At 65.6% G+C, this 17,242-nt stretch carries 16 protein-coding genes and 2 pseudogenes; 6 read left to right on the forward strand and 12 right to left on the reverse strand.

The features are described from left to right. Positions 1-117 precede the first annotated feature (117 nt). Positions 118-351 (reverse strand): annotated as a pseudogene (locus AB0D57_RS40835) (LysE family transporter); the annotation flags it as partial. A 32-nt stretch (positions 352-383) separates the two neighbouring features. Between AB0D57_RS40835 and AB0D57_RS40840 the strand changes: the two are divergent. The 5 genes and pseudogenes from AB0D57_RS40840 to AB0D57_RS40860 all read left to right on the forward strand — a co-directional run. Further along, positions 384-1,961, forward strand: coding sequence for a recombinase family protein (locus tag AB0D57_RS40840; protein WP_362085880.1), 1,578 nt, complete (start codon positions 384-386; stop codon positions 1,959-1,961). A gap of 411 nt (positions 1,962-2,372) precedes the next feature. Then, positions 2,373-2,849 (forward strand): hypothetical protein, encoded by a 477-nt coding sequence (locus tag AB0D57_RS40845; RefSeq protein WP_362085883.1) that lies wholly within the window; start codon positions 2,373-2,375, stop codon positions 2,847-2,849. 418 nt (positions 2,850-3,267) lie between these two features. Further along, positions 3,268-3,558 (forward strand): HNH endonuclease, encoded by a 291-nt coding sequence (locus AB0D57_RS40850; protein ID WP_362085967.1) that lies wholly within the window; start codon positions 3,268-3,270, stop codon positions 3,556-3,558. Between the two features lie 508 nt (positions 3,559-4,066). After that, positions 4,067-5,293 (forward strand): phage major capsid protein, encoded by a 1,227-nt coding sequence (locus AB0D57_RS40855; RefSeq protein WP_362085886.1) that lies wholly within the window; start codon positions 4,067-4,069, stop codon positions 5,291-5,293. 364 nt (positions 5,294-5,657) lie between these two features. Further along, positions 5,658-6,611: pseudogene (locus AB0D57_RS40860) on the forward strand (phage portal protein); the annotation flags it as partial. Positions 6,612-6,901: 290 nt separating this feature from the next. Here the strand turns inward: AB0D57_RS40860 and AB0D57_RS40865 are convergent. From AB0D57_RS40865 to AB0D57_RS40895, 7 genes are all read right to left on the reverse strand, one after another. Next, positions 6,902-7,105: a hypothetical protein gene (locus AB0D57_RS40865; RefSeq protein ID WP_362085889.1), complete on the reverse strand. Its 204-nt coding sequence runs from the start codon at positions 7,103-7,105 to the stop codon at positions 6,902-6,904. 330 nt (positions 7,106-7,435) lie between these two features. Then, positions 7,436-8,275 (reverse strand): helix-turn-helix transcriptional regulator, encoded by an 840-nt coding sequence (locus AB0D57_RS40870; protein ID WP_362085892.1) that lies wholly within the window; start codon positions 8,273-8,275, stop codon positions 7,436-7,438. Next, positions 8,265-8,786 (reverse strand): DUF6879 family protein, encoded by a 522-nt coding sequence (locus AB0D57_RS40875; protein ID WP_362085895.1) that lies wholly within the window; start codon positions 8,784-8,786, stop codon positions 8,265-8,267. Before AB0D57_RS40875 ends, AB0D57_RS40870 begins: the two co-directional genes overlap by 11 nt. Continuing rightward, positions 8,770-8,976, reverse strand: a complete 207-nt coding sequence (locus AB0D57_RS40880) for a hypothetical protein (protein WP_362085898.1) — start codon at positions 8,974-8,976, stop codon at positions 8,770-8,772. Before AB0D57_RS40880 ends, AB0D57_RS40875 begins: the two co-directional genes overlap by 17 nt. A 396-nt stretch (positions 8,977-9,372) precedes the next feature. After that, positions 9,373-10,014, reverse strand: a complete 642-nt coding sequence (gene leuE, locus AB0D57_RS40885; RefSeq protein WP_362085901.1) for a leucine efflux protein LeuE — start codon at positions 10,012-10,014, stop codon at positions 9,373-9,375. Between the two features lie 51 nt (positions 10,015-10,065). Continuing rightward, on the reverse strand, positions 10,066-10,641 hold the full coding sequence (locus AB0D57_RS40890) for a Uma2 family endonuclease (protein ID WP_362085904.1): 576 nt from the start codon (positions 10,639-10,641) through the stop codon (positions 10,066-10,068). A gap of 92 nt (positions 10,642-10,733) precedes the next feature. Then, positions 10,734-12,314 carry a methylmalonyl-CoA mutase family protein gene (locus tag AB0D57_RS40895; protein WP_362085907.1) on the reverse strand — a complete coding sequence of 527 codons (1,581 nt, stop codon included), beginning with the start codon at positions 12,312-12,314 and terminating at the stop codon, positions 10,734-10,736. 154 nt (positions 12,315-12,468) lie between these two features. On the opposite strand from AB0D57_RS40895, the gene AB0D57_RS40900 reads away from it, so the two are divergent. Next, positions 12,469-13,314, forward strand: a complete 846-nt coding sequence (locus tag AB0D57_RS40900; RefSeq protein WP_362085910.1) for a L,D-transpeptidase family protein — start codon at positions 12,469-12,471, stop codon at positions 13,312-13,314. Positions 13,315-13,561: 247 nt separating this feature from the next. Here AB0D57_RS40900 and AB0D57_RS40905 read toward each other — a convergent pair whose 3' ends face one another. The 4 genes from AB0D57_RS40905 to AB0D57_RS40920 all read right to left on the reverse strand — a co-directional run bounded on the left by AB0D57_RS40905 (position 13,562) and on the right by AB0D57_RS40920 (position 17,227). Further along, complete coding sequence (locus AB0D57_RS40905) at positions 13,562-14,713, reverse strand: hypothetical protein (RefSeq protein WP_362085913.1); 1,152 nt, start codon at positions 14,711-14,713, stop codon at positions 13,562-13,564. Further along, positions 14,713-15,411, reverse strand: a complete 699-nt coding sequence (locus AB0D57_RS40910; RefSeq protein WP_362085916.1) for an RNA polymerase sigma factor — start codon at positions 15,409-15,411, stop codon at positions 14,713-14,715. Before AB0D57_RS40910 ends, AB0D57_RS40905 begins: the two co-directional genes overlap by 1 nt. Before the next feature lie 370 nt (positions 15,412-15,781). Continuing rightward, positions 15,782-16,504 carry a hypothetical protein gene (locus tag AB0D57_RS40915; protein ID WP_362085919.1) on the reverse strand — a complete coding sequence of 241 codons (723 nt, stop codon included), beginning with the start codon at positions 16,502-16,504 and terminating at the stop codon, positions 15,782-15,784. 105 nt (positions 16,505-16,609) lie between these two features. Beyond that, a complete protein-coding gene (locus AB0D57_RS40920) occupies positions 16,610-17,227 on the reverse strand; it encodes an RNA polymerase sigma factor (protein WP_362085922.1) in 618 nt (205 codons plus the stop codon). Positions 17,228-17,242 lie beyond the last annotated feature (15 nt).

Genomic DNA, 17,242 nt, shown 5'->3' on the forward strand with positions numbered 1-17,242 from the left:
TCACGGCGAGTTGGTCACGAGTCTCATTCGGGATGCGCATACCACACCAACGAGCTTCAGGACGGGAAGCAACACTTTGATTCCCCGCAAGCCCTTAGGCGCTGGCCAGTCGATTCGCTAGGCGCTGGCCAGCGTGAGCTTCACGGCGAAGCCCAGGAAGAGCGCGCCGGCGGCGGTCGTGGCCCCCGCGGACAGCCGCTTGCGCCGACGGAAGGCGGCCGACAGTTTCGTACCGCTGAATATCAGCGCGCTGAGATACAGGAAGCTCGCGAGCTGGGCGAACGCGCCGAGGACGACGAAGGAGACGGCCGGGTAGGCATACGCCGGGTCGACGAACTGCACGAAGAACGTTGCGGAATCCAACTGCCTGTAGGCTCCCCGGCATGACCACCACGCAGACCGCCCCAGAGTGGACCGCTGAGGAACTGACGGAGCTAGCCGACCTCCAGGACAAGAGCCAGGCACTACCGGAGGACGCGCCGCGCGGGCTCCTCTCGGTACGCCTGTCGATCCTCACCGACGACACCACCAGCCCTGCACGGCAGGAGCTTGACCTACGCCGCCACGCCCTCAGAGAGGGCATCCGGGTTGTGGGCGTAGCCAGGGACCTGGGGGTGTCCGCGACCAAGAAGGCTCCTTGGGAGCGGAAGGAGCTTGGGGACTGGCTCAACAACCGCATACCCGAATTCGATCTCATCCTGTTCTGGAAGCTGGACCGATTCATCAGGCGCATTACCGATCTGCATGAGGTAATCAAGTGGTGCAAGAAGTTCAGCAAGAATCTTGTTTCCCTGAATGACACTCTTGACCTTTCATCGCCCATGGCTCAGGCAATGGTGACATTCATTGCGGCGGTTGCAGAGATTGAAGCCGCCAACACCAAGATCCGCGTTTCATCGCACTGGGAATACACCAAGCAACAGGACCAATGGCGGATCGGTAAACCGTCGTTCGGCTATAAGACCGCGCGGGTGGGCGGGAAACTCCGCCTAGTACAGGACCCTAAGCAGGCGCGGGCAGTGCGCTACATGTACCAAGCTGCAATGCGGGGGGTTCCGGCAAACCGAATTGCCAAGGTCCTAGACAGGGCCAAGGTTCCGACCTACAGCAACCGCAAATGGAACAATCAGCAAGTTCTCAGGACCCTTAGGAATCCTGCCGTTAAGGGGCTCCGCACCGAGGGAGGTACGAAAGCGACTACCTACAAATCTACGCCGGTACTAGACAAGAAGGGCCAGGAAATAAAGGTCACGGACGAACCGATCCTGACTGATAAAGAATTCGATAGCGTACAAGCAGCACTTGCCACCCGCGCGAAGAACAAGCGCCATCATGAGAAGAATCGCCGTCCCACTAGGTTCCTTGGTGTCATGAAACACCAGTGCGGGAGAAACGTTAACGAAACGAACAACTACAAGACGCTTTCTACCGGCGAAGTGAAAGAGTACCGATACTTGCGGTGCCCCGACTGCCGGAAACCAGGATTCGTGACACCGGACCCTGAGCATGTGTACTCGGCTCTGGCGCAGGCCGTCTTTAAGGCCCTGGGGGATTACGAGGTGATCCGCCGCGAGTACGCCCGAGGCGACGAGAACAGGCGTGAGCGGAAGAGGCTGGAAGATTCCATCGCCTACTACATGTCTGGGCTGGAGCCCGGCGGAAGGTTCGATAAGGCCGGATTCATTCGCGAGAAGGCAGAGGCCACGCTAGACGCTCTCATGAACGACTTGGCGAAGATCGACCCGGAGTCCACGAAGGATAGGTGGATCTACGAAAACACCGGCATGACGTACAGGCAGCATTGGGAGGCTGGTGGCGTAGAGGCCATGGAAAAGGACCTACTGAGTGCCGGAATAACTTTCGAACTCGGAAAGCAGGACGATGGGGAACTGTTGGGGAAATTGATCATTCCGCACGATGTTAAGAAGCGACTGATCAGGATGGACGACAACTGGAGTTAGCTATAGACGCACTCCGCGAAACCAAAATGCCCCCTCTTTCCGGAGGGGGCATTTCTTATGTCAACTCTCGGAGGGATAGACGACATCAGCAACGACTCTCCGGTTACCGTCCTGATCCTGGATCACGGTTACAACACGCATACGTCCCCTGTCAGCGCCGAGGCCCTGCGCCGGGCGCTAGTAACGAAGGAACCTTGCATCGCTACCCCCTGGCGAAGTCAAAGGGAACCGTTTAAACGCCCTTCCTTGAATCCGCCAGGGGTAGGGCGGTAGACCTGGCCCGCGCACCCGCGCCACACGCCCTCACGACTCGGAGGCACCCCCAAGGTGAACACCCGCATAGATCACGACCTTTGGCGCCGATGCATAGCCCATGACCCGCGCATCCGACAGAACACCTTCGCAGTGGGAATGGCCTTCTCGATGTTCGGTGACTACACGGACGGGACGGACGTGTTTCCGTCCATGGCGACCATTGCCGAGATCGTCGGGCTATCCAACGCGACGAAGGTGCACCCGCACCGCAGGAAGCTTGTCGACTGCGGCTACCTCGCCGACACTGGCGCCCGCTCCGGCGCCGATACCGTCGTCTACTGCCTGACTGCCCCGGCCGACGTGCTGGCGGCCGTCAAGGCCGGACCGGAAGCGCGCAAGCGCAGGAAGCCCAAGAGCGGCCCTACGAGGGCTGCTACGGCGGACACCGACCCGTCGGGCCCCTCGGCTGGAGATCGGCCGTCTACGGCCCCGACAGGGCCGATTGAACTCACTCTCAATCAGAAGGCTTGGTTCCTCGGCGGAGAGGGACCGGAGTCCTGGCCGTGGCGCGAGATCCCTTACGCCTCGGCCGAGCGTGCCTACCGGCTCTACACCGGGCAGGTAGCCGCCTAGTACCCCTACGGGTACAGGGCTGTCCCTCTAGCGGTACAGGGGATATACCCGACCGGGTACACAATCTCATAGGGATCTCACTAGAGATCCCATATCTATAGCTCATAAGAAGCTGTACCCCTTCGGGTACAGCTATGCCCTGGCCGATCGAAGAGCGGACATACAGCCAGGCTCCCTATCGGGGCCTGACTACGGCCAAGGATGAAAGCTCGAAGCCTGCGGAGCAGAGCGAAGAGCGAGAGCAATACTCCTTCGGCTATGGAGCCTGCGGAGTCTCAATCAGCCGAGGCAGAAGTGAACGACTCCCTCAAGGAGTCGGAGCGGAAGAACAATGCCCGCTCGCTCAGCCGGCCACGGCATATAGGCCGATGGCCGCAGTTATCCAACAAGCCAAGGGAGATCAGTCATGCCCTATCTCATGTGTTCATCTTGCAAGAAGCTGCGCCCTCTCGGGACGCAGTGCCCTTGTGTTGGTTCACGGCGCAGGTATGCGCCTAAGCCCAATGCCAGAGCCAAGGGAAGATACGACTATCAATGGCAGAAGGTGAGGGCCGCAGCGATAGCGGCCCAGCCGTGGTGCTCGTTCTGCGGCACCACCAACGATCTCACCGGGGATCATCTGTTGCCCCTGTCCAAGGGCGGGACCAACACGCTGGATAACACCCAAGTGCTCTGCCGACCCTGCAATAGCTCTCGCGGCAACCGGTAGGGGCCTCTCGGAAGTCTGAGGCTGACGCTTCCCGCAGCCTCGCCTTACCGGCAGCGCGTGCGTGCGCAAGTTAGCCCGCACTGGTGGGAACGAGTAACGGCCCGTAACAAGTTGTAGTGGAACTCTCCTGATCGGTGCTGGTCACCGAATTGGCGTGTGAGATCAGCCGTTTTAACGGGTCTTTGGTTCATGCAGAGATTAGCCGGGGGATTAGGTCCCCCGGACGTGACCAAGGAGCCAACATGATCGAGCTGACGTGCTTTTTCTGTGCTGGCTTCTTCGACTATCCGTTTCGCCCTGGTGCGAAGCCGCGCTACTGCTCTGACGATTGCCGTAAGCAGGTCGCCCGAGGGCGACGGCTCAAGCGTGCACATGAGCGAGCGTATGAACGGCATCTGCGGATTCTCGAAGACGTAGCCCTTAACGGCTAACCACATACCAGCACACACCTAGCGGCCCCTGGCTTTGCCAGACGGGCCGCTTTTTCATGCCCAAATCAGGAGACACCATGAAGCTCGCACTCCGCGAGATGTTCGATAATGCCGAGTCCCGCGACCGTGGCCTACTGCCCGGCGAGATCGCCCACGTCATCAGCAACACCCCGCCCGGTTCCGAGAACCGAGCCGACATCCTTTCGATGGTCAATGGCGGTAGGGCGTCCACGCCGGACGGCCGTGCGGCTCTTCGCACCCTTATGGAGTCCGAGCGTCAGTCGGACGCCCCCGAGACTCCTCCGGCTGCCCCGGCGCCCGTGGTGGAGACGCCGAGCCTCGAAGAGCGCCAGGCCGAGACGCGATCCTTTGCCCAGAAGTTCGGTTCCGCCGCTATGCCGTCCACGCAGGCCGAGCAGCGCGAGGGGTTCCAGGGCCTTTTGCCCTCATATTCGGAATACCGGGCCCTTCAGAGTTCCACGCCCGCAGACGGCGGTTTTTTGGTGCCGAAGGCGACCGCGAAGACGTATTTCGACAAGCTTCGCGCTGACAGTGCATTTCTGAGCGGCCTGCCCGCTTCCAACATCATTCAGTTCGACACTGCCGAGCTGACTCTTCCCGGTATCGCTTCTTCGTCCACTCCCGGTTACGTGGAGGAGAACGGCGTTATCCCTGAAGGCAGCATGACCTTTACCGGGGTCACGCTCACGGCCAAGGCCATTAAGGAACTCCGCTACGCCCCGAACGAGCTGCTTTCAGACTCCGCCGTGGACCTGCGGAACGCTCTCGCGGCCGACATGCTGAACTCTGCTGCGTCTCGAATAGACATTGACGCGTTTGGTGGTAGCGGCGCTAACCCGATTAAGGGCATTGTCGGTCAGGGTGTGACGACCAGCCTTGGTGCCGGAAAGCTCCCGTCCTTCGATGACCTGGCGGACGCGATTACGCGCGTCCGGATGGCCAATGGAAAGCCCTCCGTGGTGTTCGTTTCCCCGGACGTTGAGGCTTCCTTGATGAAGGAGAAGGCGAGCACTGCGGGCACCTATCAGGCCGGTGCGCCGACCGGTACGCCTCTCACCACCGTTTGGGGCCTCCCGCTTCTGGTGTCCGCGAACGTCGGCACCAAGACGGCGATCGTCTGCGACGCGTCGCGCATCTTCTTCGGTATTCGGAGCCAGGCGTACATCAACGCTTCCGAAGAATTCCGATTCGACCGCGATCAGGTGACCTACCGAATCGTGGTGCGCGTTGCTGGCACGTCCGTTGCCGAGGCTTCGAGCGTTCAGGTCGTCAAGGGTAGCTAGCCCACGGAAGGGCCGTCCGGAGGTAATCCGGGCGGCCTTTTTCATTGGAGATCCACCGTGAAGTATTTGATTCGGGCGCCGCGTAAGCGCGCAAGGATGGCAGTCGGCCAGATCGAGGGTTGGCTGTGAGTCTCTTTAGCAGAATGACCGGCCTCTACTCCCAACCGCTTTCACTGTTCGGGAACGGCCGAGACGATGCCCTTTCAGGGCTGCGCCCCCGAACCTTCTCGGGGCGCTCTGTCACTCGGGAAAGCTCGCTTCAACTCGTAGCCGTCTACGCGTGCCAGTCCCTCATAGCTGACGGGATCAGCATGCTTCCCGTCGACCATCTGACGAAGGTCAACGGCATACGCAAGAAGCTGGAAGACCGGAGTCCCTGGCCTGGATTCACCAGCCCAACCCGCACCAGACGACATACGAATTCTGGCACCGTGTTGTCACGTCGCTTCTCTCGGATGGCAACGCTTTTATTGCGACCGATCGGGACAACAGCGGAAACGTCACGGCCCTGTACTGCCTGCATCCCCAAGATGTGGATATCGTTGATGGGCCTGTCGGCGCGAAGGCTTTCCGAGTTGGTGGAGAAGAGCGACTCTTCGACGTGTCGCAGATCCTCCATATTCCGGCGTTCGCCGTTCCGGGAAAGTCTCGCGGCCTTTCCCCTCTTGAGGTAGCGCGGGAGGCAATCGGCCTCGGTCTGACGGCCCAAGAGTTCGGTACGAGGTTCTTTGAGCAGGGAACCACGATGACGGGTGTCATCGAGCACCCCGGTACGCCTCGGGCCGATGAAGCGAAGATGCTCCGCGACATGTTCCGCAAGACGCACGCGGGCATGAAGAAGTCTCACAGCGTGGGTGTACTGACGGGTGGCGCGAGCTTTAAACCCATCACCATTGCGCCCGAGCAGGCGCAATTCCTAGAGACTCGCCGTTTCCAGAAATCGGAGATCGCCCTTCTCTACCGCATTCCTGCGTACCTAGTTGATTCCTCGGTCACGTCGACGTGGGGAACCGGTATCGAGGAGCAGAATAAGTTCTTCGTAGACCAAACCCTGATGCCGTGGATTGTGCGCGTCGAGCAGGCCGTTTCAACGTTCCTGCTCCCGGCCGGCGAGTTCATTCGGTTCAATGTCGACGCTCGCCTGAGAGCGAAGACGAAAGACCGGTACGAGGCTTACTCCGTGGCAATCAACAACGGCTTCATGTCCCGCGACGAAGTCCGGGCCTTGGAGGATCTTCCGCCGCTCCCGAACGGCCAAGGGGCCGTGTTCATCCAGCCGTTGAACATGGGGAAGATCGGGGAGCAAAAGGATCCCTAGAGAACCCCCTGCCATCCGCCACGGGGGAGACGGACGGCAGGGGGAGTCTTTTCACCAGTGATGCGCGGGCGCCTTCCCGCCCGCGCACTCGGGGCAACGAATCCGTTCCGTCCCCATGCACGCCCAACAGCCCCCGAAGCCAGCGCAGTTCGAGCACCACACTTCCCGATGCCCGAAGCACGTACCGCATACGTCCGCGATGGCTCGCCATATCTCGCCGAGGGTGAGGGGACCGGGGTCGATAGGCCGACGGCCCGCCCTCGGTTTCCTCGGCTTCTCAGGGGCCACGGTCACGGCGTGGCCCCGTGCGGGCACAGACGGATTTTGCGGGCCGCCTCGAAGCGCGCAGACGCGTTCTTGGACTTCTTCGCCGCGTGCAGCTCGGCCAGGGCCTCGGCGCACCGGGCGCACCCCTGGCGCGGCCTGGCTTCGTACAGCCAATCGTCTAGGGGAAGCTCGACGGCCTCACCGGGGTATTTCTGGGACGCGGTCATAGGGCAACGCCCCACACGGACACGGCAGGGAGTTTCCGGCCGTGTCCCACGGAGCTATGAGGGTGGTTGCCAATCTCGCGATTGGCGCCCGTCACGGCCTCGGCCACGCCCGCTTCGCGGGCCACTTCCCGGGACTCAGAGAGCGCGGCGCATGTCATGCACCCCTCTACCCCGACCGGCTCTAGGCCGGGATTCCTCGGCGGCCCGGATTGGGATTCAGCGTGCGGCTTGTGCTCCAGCATCGATCGCCCCTCGGCTCCACGTCTGTCACGTCATGGTGCCAATGAGGGCGCGGGACTAGGCGTTCCATTTGCGTTGTCGGGTAAAAGATCACGACCGGAACCGATTGGCCCACTCGGCCAGTTGCTCTCTGCACTCGTCCCCATAGAGGGCATACGATTCGTACCGCTCAAAGTCGTCTCGGTATGCAGTCACGTCTCTGTGGTCGCGGAGGATAAGCGCCCCAGTGTGCGTCTCCACCTGGACTAGGCGTCGGCCATAAATGGTGAAGACGCTTAGTGGTGTCTCGGCGACGGGTCCGACCGTCCCGAGAGGGATTACGCCTAGCCGTACGTTCGGAATGCGCGAGACGGAAGCTAGCCGATCGAGCTGCATTGCCATCACGACTGGCGAAGCGAGGGGCCACCGTACGGCTTGCTCTGTGAGTAGGAATGTGAAGAACTTCGACGGGTCCATGAGGATCTGCTGGCGCTCTAGCTTCTTAGCGACAGTCTTCGACATGTTGCCGGGATTACGTGCGAGACTCGCCCGCACGTAGTCGGGGGTCGCGAGTAGACCCGTAATCATCGTTGGCAAGAAGAAACGAAACTCTGTGGTTACGGACTCCAGCCGGGCTAGGTCGTTCTGCTTCTTGTCAATCCCGCGACGACGCGACGCCCAAAGGTCTTGCCATTCCGTGTCAGCCGTGCGGGCAAGGGCGAGTATTTCTGTGGCAACTGGACTCTCGGTTCCGATCGCCTCAAGGATTAGTTCAACATCGACAATGGTGGGCGTGAGCTTCCCGCCTTCGATGTTGCTGATTTTGGTTTGCGACATGTTGCACAGCCGAGCGAGCCGGGTTTGAGTCAGCCCGGCTCGCTTGCGCTCGCTGCGTAGTGCCTCCGCCAGGCCAGACCTCGACTGGCCTAGAGACTCAGGTTCAAACGTCAAGGCCCTTCACGTACTCCTGGAACGGAACAGACTCGGCCAGCGCAATACGCTGGTATTCGAGGAACGGCGACACGTCGCCCTCGTACACCTCTCGACTGACCTGCGTGCCGTCCGGGTGGTAATTCATGAGCACCACTTCAGAACGGTCGAACATCCAGAAATCCTGAACGCCGGCCAAGGGGTTATCCCGACCGGACACGTCCATGATGCGGATATCGTCACCGGCCGCCGCGTGTACCGCGTAGTACATGAACTCGAATCGGAGATAGTCCGTGAGGGGCCTCGACACGATGTGAACGCGTCCCTTGGACTTGCCCTCGGCCCGCAGTTTCCGGAGGCCGTCCGTATAGCTGGAGGAGTAGTTAGCCGCATCGATCCGGCGCCCGTCGAGGAAGTCTTGGATATCCCCGTCTTCGCTCGGAACCCTGTACCAGGGGAGCGTTTCAAGGCGCCACGCCTCGCGCTGGAAGCCATGAATTCGAGCTGTCCACTCCTTACCATCCAAGGGCACGGAAAGCCTCCCTCAGGACGTCCTCAGGGATTTCTACGAGCCCTTCGCCGGTCGGCGGGTTGAAGGCGTCGGATACGTCGCCCTGGACGACGAACGAGCCGGACGCGGTCCGGTAGACGTTGGGGCAATCGTCGTTGTTGCAGTTGCCGTTTCCGTTGCCGGTAAGTCGGGTCAGTTCCTCGCGGGACATGCCGTAACCCCCTTGCGTCTGGCCCCTGTTGGGGCGGCTGAACATGACGCTACGGGTACGGCTCATCAGCGTCTATGCGGAATCGCCAATATTCGCGTTGTCGGGTAGACCGAGGGCGCCCCTCGGCGCAGGGGGCCCGGTGCCTAGAGGGTTGGCAAAGCCCCTGAGGACTCAGGACGTCTCAGGGCTACTCACGGCCTTCACGGTGAGTGGCTGCCGCTTCCGCCTGCTGGGCGTGCTGGCAAGGGCAGAGAACGGGGTGACCTTGGGAGGCTCCTGGGACTCCTTCGGGAGCCTCTTGGGCAGGCCGAGGGCTCCTAGTGCCGCATGCTGCTCCTGGAGGCTCATGCGGGCGAACAGGGCCGCAGCTTCGTCAAGGTGAGACATGCCAGCCCCCTACACGCTTGCCAGAGACAGCTTGACGGCGAACCCCAGGAACAGCGCCCCGGCCGCCGAGGTGGCCCCTGCGCTGAGCGTCCTCCGGCGACGGAACGCAGCAGCAAGACGAGACCCACCGAAGATGAGCGCAGACAGGTACAACACGCTTGCCACCTGGGCGAGTACGCCTAGAGTCACGAACCCCACAATCGGGTTGGACTCTGACACGAACTGCACGAAGAAGGCGACGAAGAAGAGGATCGCCTTCGGGTTGAAGAGGCTGACGACGAGGGCACGACGGAAGGGCCGCTCGTCGGTGACGGCGGGGGTGTCCTGGGCTTCGGCCTTCTCTCGCCGCGTCCGCCACATCCCCCAGGCGGCCCGCAGCATCCCGATCGCCAGCCACGTCAGATAGCCGGCCCCGGCGTACTTCACGATCCCGAACAACACGGCGTTCGCCTGGAGTAGCGAGGCCACCCCGGCCGCGGAGAGCGTCATCAGCACGGCGTCCCCGCACCAGACCCCGGCCGCGGCGGTGTACCCGGCGCGTATCCCTCGACGGGCGGCGACGGAAAGGACGTACAGGGAGTTGGGGCCGGGGAGCAGGACGATCAGGATGAGGCCTGCGAGGTAGGTGGGGAGATCGATGACGCCGAACATGAAACAGAGTGTCGCACGGGGGTACGACACTCAGCCTTCGGGTATCGAGGGTCAGCCGTCGAGCAGGGTGTCCACGGAGAGGTCGACACGGACACCGACGGACTCCGGCACGGGCACGCTCTGGCCGCGCTTGAAGCGTTGGGGGTCGGGGTACTTGCCGTCGGCCGGGTCGGTGTAGAGGAGCACCTCGTCGTGCTTGCGGTCCGCGATGAGGTAGGCCGGAATGCCAGCCTGGGCGTAGCACTCGACCTTGGTGTGGAGGTCGTCGGACCAGTTGGAGGAGGTCACTTCGACGACGAGGCGGAAGACGTTGGGTGCGTAGTAGTTCTTCTTCACGTGGGCGTCGCAGAAGTCCTCGTCCACGACGGAGAAGTCCGGGACGGCGAAATCCTCTGGCAGCGCCGGCAGCCAGAGGCCGATGCCCTGAACGTACTCGGTCCCGCTCCCTTCGATGCCCGCCTTCTCAAAGCTCCGACCGATCTTGGTCAGCGACCGGGCGTGCGGTCCGTCCGGCGGCGGCGTCACAGTGAGCCTCCCCTGGAGAATCTCCACGCGGTGGCCAGGCAGTGCACGGGCAAGCTGGTCGGCAGCCTCGCCCAGGGTCAGCTCCTGCTGCAGTACGGCCATGGCGTCCTCCTTTTCGGGGCCCACTCTCCACGAGAGTAACCGGGGACATGCGACTTCCACCCGCGATCACTCACACGGAGTAATCGCCGAGCTCAGAACGCATCCGACGGGACGTAAGTCCCCCAAACCCCCCGCAACGCATTGCACACCTCACCGACAGTCGCCCGAGCCCGCAGCGCGTCCTTCATCGGGTACAACACGTTGTCCTCGCCCTTGGCGGCCTTCTTCAGCGCGTCCAGAGCCGAGTCCACCGCCGCCTGGTCCCGCTCCGCCCGCAGCTTCGCGAGGCGTTCCGCCTGCTGGGCCTCGATGGCCGGGTCGACGCGGAGAGGCTGGTAGGGCTCTTCCTCGTCCAGCTGGAAGCGGTTCACCCCCACCACGACCCGCTCACCGCTGTCCGTCTCCTGGGCGATCCGGTACGCGCTGCGTTCGATCTCGCCCTTCTGGAAACCGTGCTCGATGGCGGCCACCGCACCGCCCAGCTCCTCGACCCTCGTCATCAGTGCGACCGTCGTCGCCTCCACGTCGTCGGTCATCCTCTCGACGGCGTACGAGCCCGCGAACGGGTCCACGGTCGCCGTCACGTCCGTCTCGTACGCCAACACCTGCTGCGTACGAAGTGCCAGCCGCGCCGACTTGTCCGTCGGCAGCGCGATCGCCTCGTCGAAGGAGTTGGTGTGCAGGGACTGGGTGCCGCCGAGGACCGCGGCCAGGCCCTGGACGGCGACGCGGACCAGGTTCACCTCCGGCTGCTGGGCCGTCAGCTGCACGCCCGCCGTCTGCGTGTGGAAGCGCAGCATCAAAGATTTCGGGTCCTTCGCCCCGAACTCCTCCCGCATCACCCGCGCCCAGATCCGCCGCGCGGCACGGAACTTGGCGACCTCTTCGAGGATCGTCGTACGCGCCACGAAGAAGAAGGAGAGGCGGGGCGCGAAGTCGTCCACGTCCATGCCCGCCGCGACCGCCGTGCGCACGTACTCGATGCCGTCGGCGAGCGTGAAGGCGATCTCCTGCGCGGGCGAGGCACCCGCCTCGGCCATGTGGTAGCCGGAGATCGAGATGGTGTTCCACTTCGGGATCTCGGCCCGGCAGTACTTGAAGATGTCCGCGATCAGACGCAGGGAGGGCCTGGGCGGGAAGATGTACGTTCCCCGCGCGATGTACTCCTTCAGCACATCGTTCTGGATCGTGCCGGTGAGCCGGTCGGCGCTCACCCCCCGCTCCTCCGCCACCAGCTGGTACAGCAGCAGGAGCAGGGCCGCGGGCGCGTTGATCGTCATCGACGTGGAGACCTTGTCGAGAGGGATCCCGCCGAACAGCACCCGCATGTCGTCGATGGAGTCGATCGCGACACCCACCTTGCCGACCTCACCGCTCGCGATCGGGGCGTCCGAGTCGTGGCCCATCTGGGTGGGCAGGTCGAAGGCGACGGACAGGCCCGTCGTGCCGTGCGCGATCAGCTGCCGGTAACGGGCGTTGGACTCCACCGCCGTACCGAAACCCGCGTACTGACGCATCGTCCACGGCCGGCCCGTGTACATCGACGGATACACACCGCGGGTGAAGGGGTACGAGCCCGGCGCGCCCAGCCTCTGCGCCGGATCCCAGCCTTCCAGGACCTCCGGCCCGTAGACCGGCTCGATGGGCAGTCCGGACTCGGATTCGCGCGCCATGGCCGTGCCTCCCGCTGAAGCTGCCTTCTCCTTGCTCACAGACCTGTCCACAGTTTCATTCCCCACGGCATCCCGCAGTTCGCAACCAGTCGCCCGCGGGGAGCATCTCAGGGGACACGACAACACAACGGGGGTCGGGATGCGGACAAGGGACATGAGGACATCGCTGGCCGCACTCGCGGCGCTCCTCGCGGTGGGCGCGGTCGGCGGCTGTACGGCCCAGGCGGTGGACGCGGACGGCAAGCAGCCGCCCGTTCGGATCGACCGCACGACCGCACCTGAGGACGCCGAGCCGAGCACCGGTCCAAGTACCACCCCGAACTCCGACCCGAGCACCGAGCCGAGCGCCGAGCCGACGCCACCCGCCCCCAAGGTCCTCTGGTCCCGCGGCGACAAGGGCACCGACGTCCGTGAGGTCCAGGCCCGGCTGCATCAGGTCGCCTGGCTCATCACCGCTCCGACAGGGATGTACGACGCCCCGACGGCGGCCGCCGTGAAGGGCTTCCAGGGCAAGCGGGGTCTGCCGAGCACCGGAGAGCTGGACACCGTCACCTGGCAGCGGCTGCAGCGGATGACGCACAAGCCGGCCCAGTGGGAGCTGTACCCCTACGGCGGGCAGCCCGCCGCGCGGCCGGACCCGCGCTGTATGACGGGCCGGGTGCTGTGCGTCAGCAAGACGAGCCGCACCCTGCGCTGGATGATCGACGGGAAGACGGTCTCGACGATGGACGTGCGGTTCGGCTCGCAGTACACGCCGACCCGCGAAGGGGTGTTCAGCGTCTCCTTCAAATCCCGCCACCATGTGTCGACGATCTACGACTCCCCCATGCCGTACGCGATGTTCTTCAGCGGCGGCCAGGCGGTCCACTACTCCTCCGACTTCGCGGCCCGCGGCTACTACGGCGCCTCGCACGGCTGCGTGAACGTACGGGACGAGGGGAAGATCGCGGCACTGTTCGCGCAGGTCCGTACGGGTGACAAGGTCGTCGTCTACTGGTGACGGCCGATCCCGAGGGTGAGTGGGGGCGCGGGCGGGACCGGGGGAACGTGTCCCGCCCGCGCCGTGTGCACCGAGCCATGGGTACGGGGGGAACCCCGGCTCCGTGCGAGGGCCGATGACCAGTCGGCTCACCCAGTACTGCGCCACGACGGCCGAAAACGTCACACCCGGCCGGAAGAAAAGTTCAAGGAAATACGAAACCGCAGGTCAGAGCCGGGCCGCACAGGGTTCCCGCAGCTCAGACCGCCTAGAGCAGCGGCAGCGCGCTGTACGAGGGGCTCGGGACAGCCGGGGACGGCACGGCCGTCGGCGTCGACACGACCGGGGACGGCGATGTCAGCTTCCGCGGCAGCAGCGACGCCATGGCCGAGGGCGACGCCGGGGTGAAGATCCCGTCGTCGCCATGGTGGGCCTGGCTGCCCGGGCGTATGTGGTGGGCGTCGTCCTCACCACCGCTGTCCCCGCCGGAGCCGCTGCCGGAATCCTGGTCGTCGTCACCGGTGTCCTGGTCGCTCCGATCGCTCCGGTCCTGGCCGATGCTGCCGTCCGCCTGGCCCAGGATGACCTTGCAGTACGCCTTCACGCGCCCGCCGCCGCCCGCGGCGTTCTCCAGGACGCGCTTGCGGTCGGCTTCCAGCGCCTTGCCGTCGAGGACATCACGGCAGGACAAGCGCGCCCTGCTCCACCACTCGGAGGAACGGCCCGACGCTCCCGCGCCGAACGAGCCGGGCTGTCCGCTCGCGGTGGCACCCCCACGCGCCTCGTCCTGCGAGGAACCGGAGGAGCCCGAGGACCCGGAAGAGGAGCCGGTGGATGAGCCGGAACCGGGCGACCCGCTCGTGGTCGCGCCGGGCAACGGCGCCGCGGAGCCGTCGGTCCGCGTCGCTCCGGGCGAGGGCGAGACCAGCGGCCGATCCGGTGTCACCGCTGCGGAAACCGTGGCGGCCGGATTCGGCGAGTCGTCACGGAACGGAGTCGGCAGCACTCCGGTTCCGGCCGCGAAAGCGACCCCGCCGATCATCCCGGCGGCCAGCGCCGCGGCGAGCCCGAAGCGCACGGGGCGGCGCCAACGAGCCCGGGAACCACCCGGAACCGGGCGGCCCAGACGGACCAGACCGGCGTCGGAGGAGTGGGGCGCGGCATGCGCGCGGCCGCGGCGGCCGAGCTCGGCCGCCTCACCGTTCTTCGCGGTGCGCGTCTTGCGGAAAGCGGCCAACGCGGCTGCCTCGCCGGGGAGTTCGGCGCTGCTCAGGGCGGGTTCGGCGGCCAGCGCACCGAGCGCTTCGGCGAGCCGGTCCGCCCGGCCCTGGGTGTCTGCGTCGACGGCATCCAGCGGCTCACCACGCAGCAGACGCTCCGCGGCTTCGCGGTCCAGCCACTTGTAGTGCTCGTCGGCCATCACATGTCCTTCTGCGTCCGCGAACGCGTATGCGTCACACCCGCGGACGTCACCGCGCGTGTGCGCGACTCTCTTTGTGGGGGGACAGCGCCCAGAGCGCCTGCGGATTCCGGATCGGACCCCGGGTCCGATTCCTGACCGGATGCCGGATCCTCGCCGAGCAGCTCCGCGAGCCGCTTCAGGCCGCGGTGCGCCGCGGTGCGGACGGCTCCGGGGCGTTTGCCGAGGGTGTCGGCCGCGGTCTTGGCGTCGAGGCCGACGACGACACGCAGGACGACGGCCTCCGCCTGATCCTGCGGGAGCTGCGCGATCAGCGAGAGGGTGCTGTCGGTGGCCAGCGCCTCCATGGCCTCGCCCGCCGTGTCCGACTCGGCGGCCCGGCCGGTCAACTCGGTCTCGTCGCCGCCTATCGAGGGACGGCGCCCGCGCATCCGTATGTGGTCGAGGGCGCGGTTGCGGGCGATCCGGGCGGCCCAGCCGCGAAACCGGTCCGCGTCGCCGCTGAACCTCTCCAGGTCCCGGGCGATCTGCAGCCAGGCCTCGGACGTGACGTCCTCCGCGTCCGGATCACCGACCAGCGTCCGTACGTATCCGAGCAGCCGTGGGTGCACCGCGCGGTACACAGTCCGGAACGCGGTCTCGTCCCCGTCCTGTGCCGCAAGCACCGCGGCGGTCAGCTCCGCGTCGTCCCCCAGCACCGCGTGCCCTTCTGCGCCTGAACCGGCGCTGCTTTCGCGGACCGGGTTCCCGCCGTCGTGGTTCCTCAATTGATGGTTGCGGTCTAAGGCCCCTCGTGGTTTGCGGTGGTCCGCCCTCCGCGCCCCGGCGCGAAAGGCACGTTACGACTTGAAACTGCTCCTCGTCCATGTCCGTACAACTTGCAACTACGTCGTGACAGAACGAGGTGTGACACAAAACGCAGCCGTGGCGCTGTAGAGAGTACGGGCCGCCGCGCGGCCCGTGCCGCGCGACGGCCGGGGCCTCTCCTGTGGGGGGTGGCGGCCCCGGCCGTTGCCATCGGCGAAGGCGGGACCTGCTGCTTCCCTGGACATCGCGGAACCGGGTCTACTACTTGTCCTTGGACTTCTTGGGTTTCGGCGTTGCCTTGGGCGTGCTCTCCGGATTACCGGTTCCGTCGGCGCTGTCCGCCTTGCCCGGAGACGTGGCGACCCCTTGGTCCAACTGCCCGGCGCAGTACGTCTCGACGTTGCCCTCGCCACCCGCGGCATCGATGAGCCGCTGCCAGGCCGTCGAACTCAGCGCCTTGCCACGGCCCTTGACCGCGTCGTACGCGCGACAGTGGGCCTCCATGTCCTGCGCCTGGGACGGGTGGCCGCCCGGCTCGGCCCGCCCGGGGCCGGCCGAGCCGGGCGGCGTCGGGTTCGCGGGCTCGGATCCGGACCGGTCCGTGGAGGCGCCGCTCGACGGCCGGGTCCCGCCCTGGTCCGCACCGTCGCCGTCCGACACCGCACCGATGCCCGCGACCGCGACCCCGCCCAGCGCCAGGCTCGCCAGCAGCACGGCGAGCGTGGTCCGCAGCGAGCGGCCCGCCTTCCGCTGCTCCCGCGGCCGCCAGTCGTCGCGCCGCCGGGAGCGCGCGGGCCGCACGGCGTGCGCGCCCTCGTCGCGCGCGGCACGGAACGCGGCGACGGCCCGCGCCTCCGCGCCGGCATCGCTCGCCACACGCCCGCGCACGGCGGCGGTGAGCAGCACCTCGACGACAGGATCGTCGCCCACAGGGCGCGCGACCCGACGGTCGGGTGTCCCGCCACCGCTCTGCCGCTCACCCATGTCCGGATCCATCCCTGAAACTGCCCGACGTCCTCGACTTGCTCGACCTGCCCGACCCACTCGGCTTGCCCGACCCACTCGAGTCGCCCGCCGACTTCTTGCCGCTCATCCCGACTCCCCCAGCGTCCGGGGTGCCTCATCCGTCACACCCTCGACGCCGAGCTGTCGCGCAAGACGCTTCAGGCCGCGGTGGGCGGCGGTACGCACCGCGCCCGGGCGCTTGCCGAGGACGCGCGCGGCGGCGGGCCCGTCCAGTCCGACGACCACCCGCAGCAGTACGGCCTCGGCCTGGTCGCGGGGCAGCCGGGCGACCAGTTCCAGGGCGTCCTGAGTGGAGAGGGACTCCAGCGCCTGGTCGTCCGTGCTGTGCGTACCGGGCAGCTCCAGTACGTCCTGCTCGAGCGCGGTCGCCCGCGGCCGCACCTTCAGGCGTCGCAGATGGTCGAGCGCCCGGTGCCGGGCGATGGTCGCGGTCCAGCCGCGGAAGCCTGCGCCGTCCCCCTTGAACCGGCCCAGATCCCGGGCGATCTCCAGCCAGGCGTCGGACGCCACGTCCTCCGCGTCGTCACCGACGATCCCCCGCAGATACCCGAGCAGTCCGGGCTGCACGAGCCGGTACGCGGCCGCGAAGGCAGCCTCGTCACCGTCCTGCGCCCGCGCGACGGCGACGCCCAGGTCCCCGTCGTACGCCTGCACGCGGCGGGGTTCCCCTCGCTGGCCCAACACTGTCCTCGTTCG

The sequence above is a fragment of the Streptomyces sp. NPDC048275 genome (assembly GCF_040652275.1).
Taxonomy (GTDB): Bacteria; Actinomycetota; Actinomycetes; order Streptomycetales; family Streptomycetaceae; genus Streptomyces.

Coding starts and splice junctions, on each gene's coding strand:
- AB0D57_RS40840 (WP_362085880.1), top strand. CDS start 384: ATGACCACCACGCAGACCGCCCCAGAGTGGACCGCTGAGGAACTGACG.
- AB0D57_RS40845 (WP_362085883.1), top strand. CDS start 2,373: ATGGCCTTCTCGATGTTCGGTGACTACACGGACGGGACGGACGTGTTT.
- AB0D57_RS40850 (WP_362085967.1), top strand. CDS start 3,268: ATGTGTTCATCTTGCAAGAAGCTGCGCCCTCTCGGGACGCAGTGCCCT.
- AB0D57_RS40855 (WP_362085886.1), top strand. CDS start 4,067: ATGAAGCTCGCACTCCGCGAGATGTTCGATAATGCCGAGTCCCGCGAC.
- AB0D57_RS40865 (WP_362085889.1), bottom strand. CDS start 7,105: ATGACCGCGTCCCAGAAATACCCCGGTGAGGCCGTCGAGCTTCCCCTA.
- AB0D57_RS40880 (WP_362085898.1), bottom strand. CDS start 8,976: ATGTCCCGCGAGGAACTGACCCGACTTACCGGCAACGGAAACGGCAAC.
- leuE (WP_362085901.1), bottom strand. CDS start 10,014: ATGTTCGGCGTCATCGATCTCCCCACCTACCTCGCAGGCCTCATCCTG.
- AB0D57_RS40890 (WP_362085904.1), bottom strand. CDS start 10,641: ATGGCCGTACTGCAGCAGGAGCTGACCCTGGGCGAGGCTGCCGACCAG.
- AB0D57_RS40895 (WP_362085907.1), bottom strand. CDS start 12,314: ATGGCGCGCGAATCCGAGTCCGGACTGCCCATCGAGCCGGTCTACGGG.
- AB0D57_RS40900 (WP_362085910.1), top strand. CDS start 12,469: ATGAGGACATCGCTGGCCGCACTCGCGGCGCTCCTCGCGGTGGGCGCG.
- AB0D57_RS40905 (WP_362085913.1), bottom strand. CDS start 14,713: ATGGCCGACGAGCACTACAAGTGGCTGGACCGCGAAGCCGCGGAGCGT.
- AB0D57_RS40915 (WP_362085919.1), bottom strand. CDS start 16,504: ATGGGTGAGCGGCAGAGCGGTGGCGGGACACCCGACCGTCGGGTCGCG.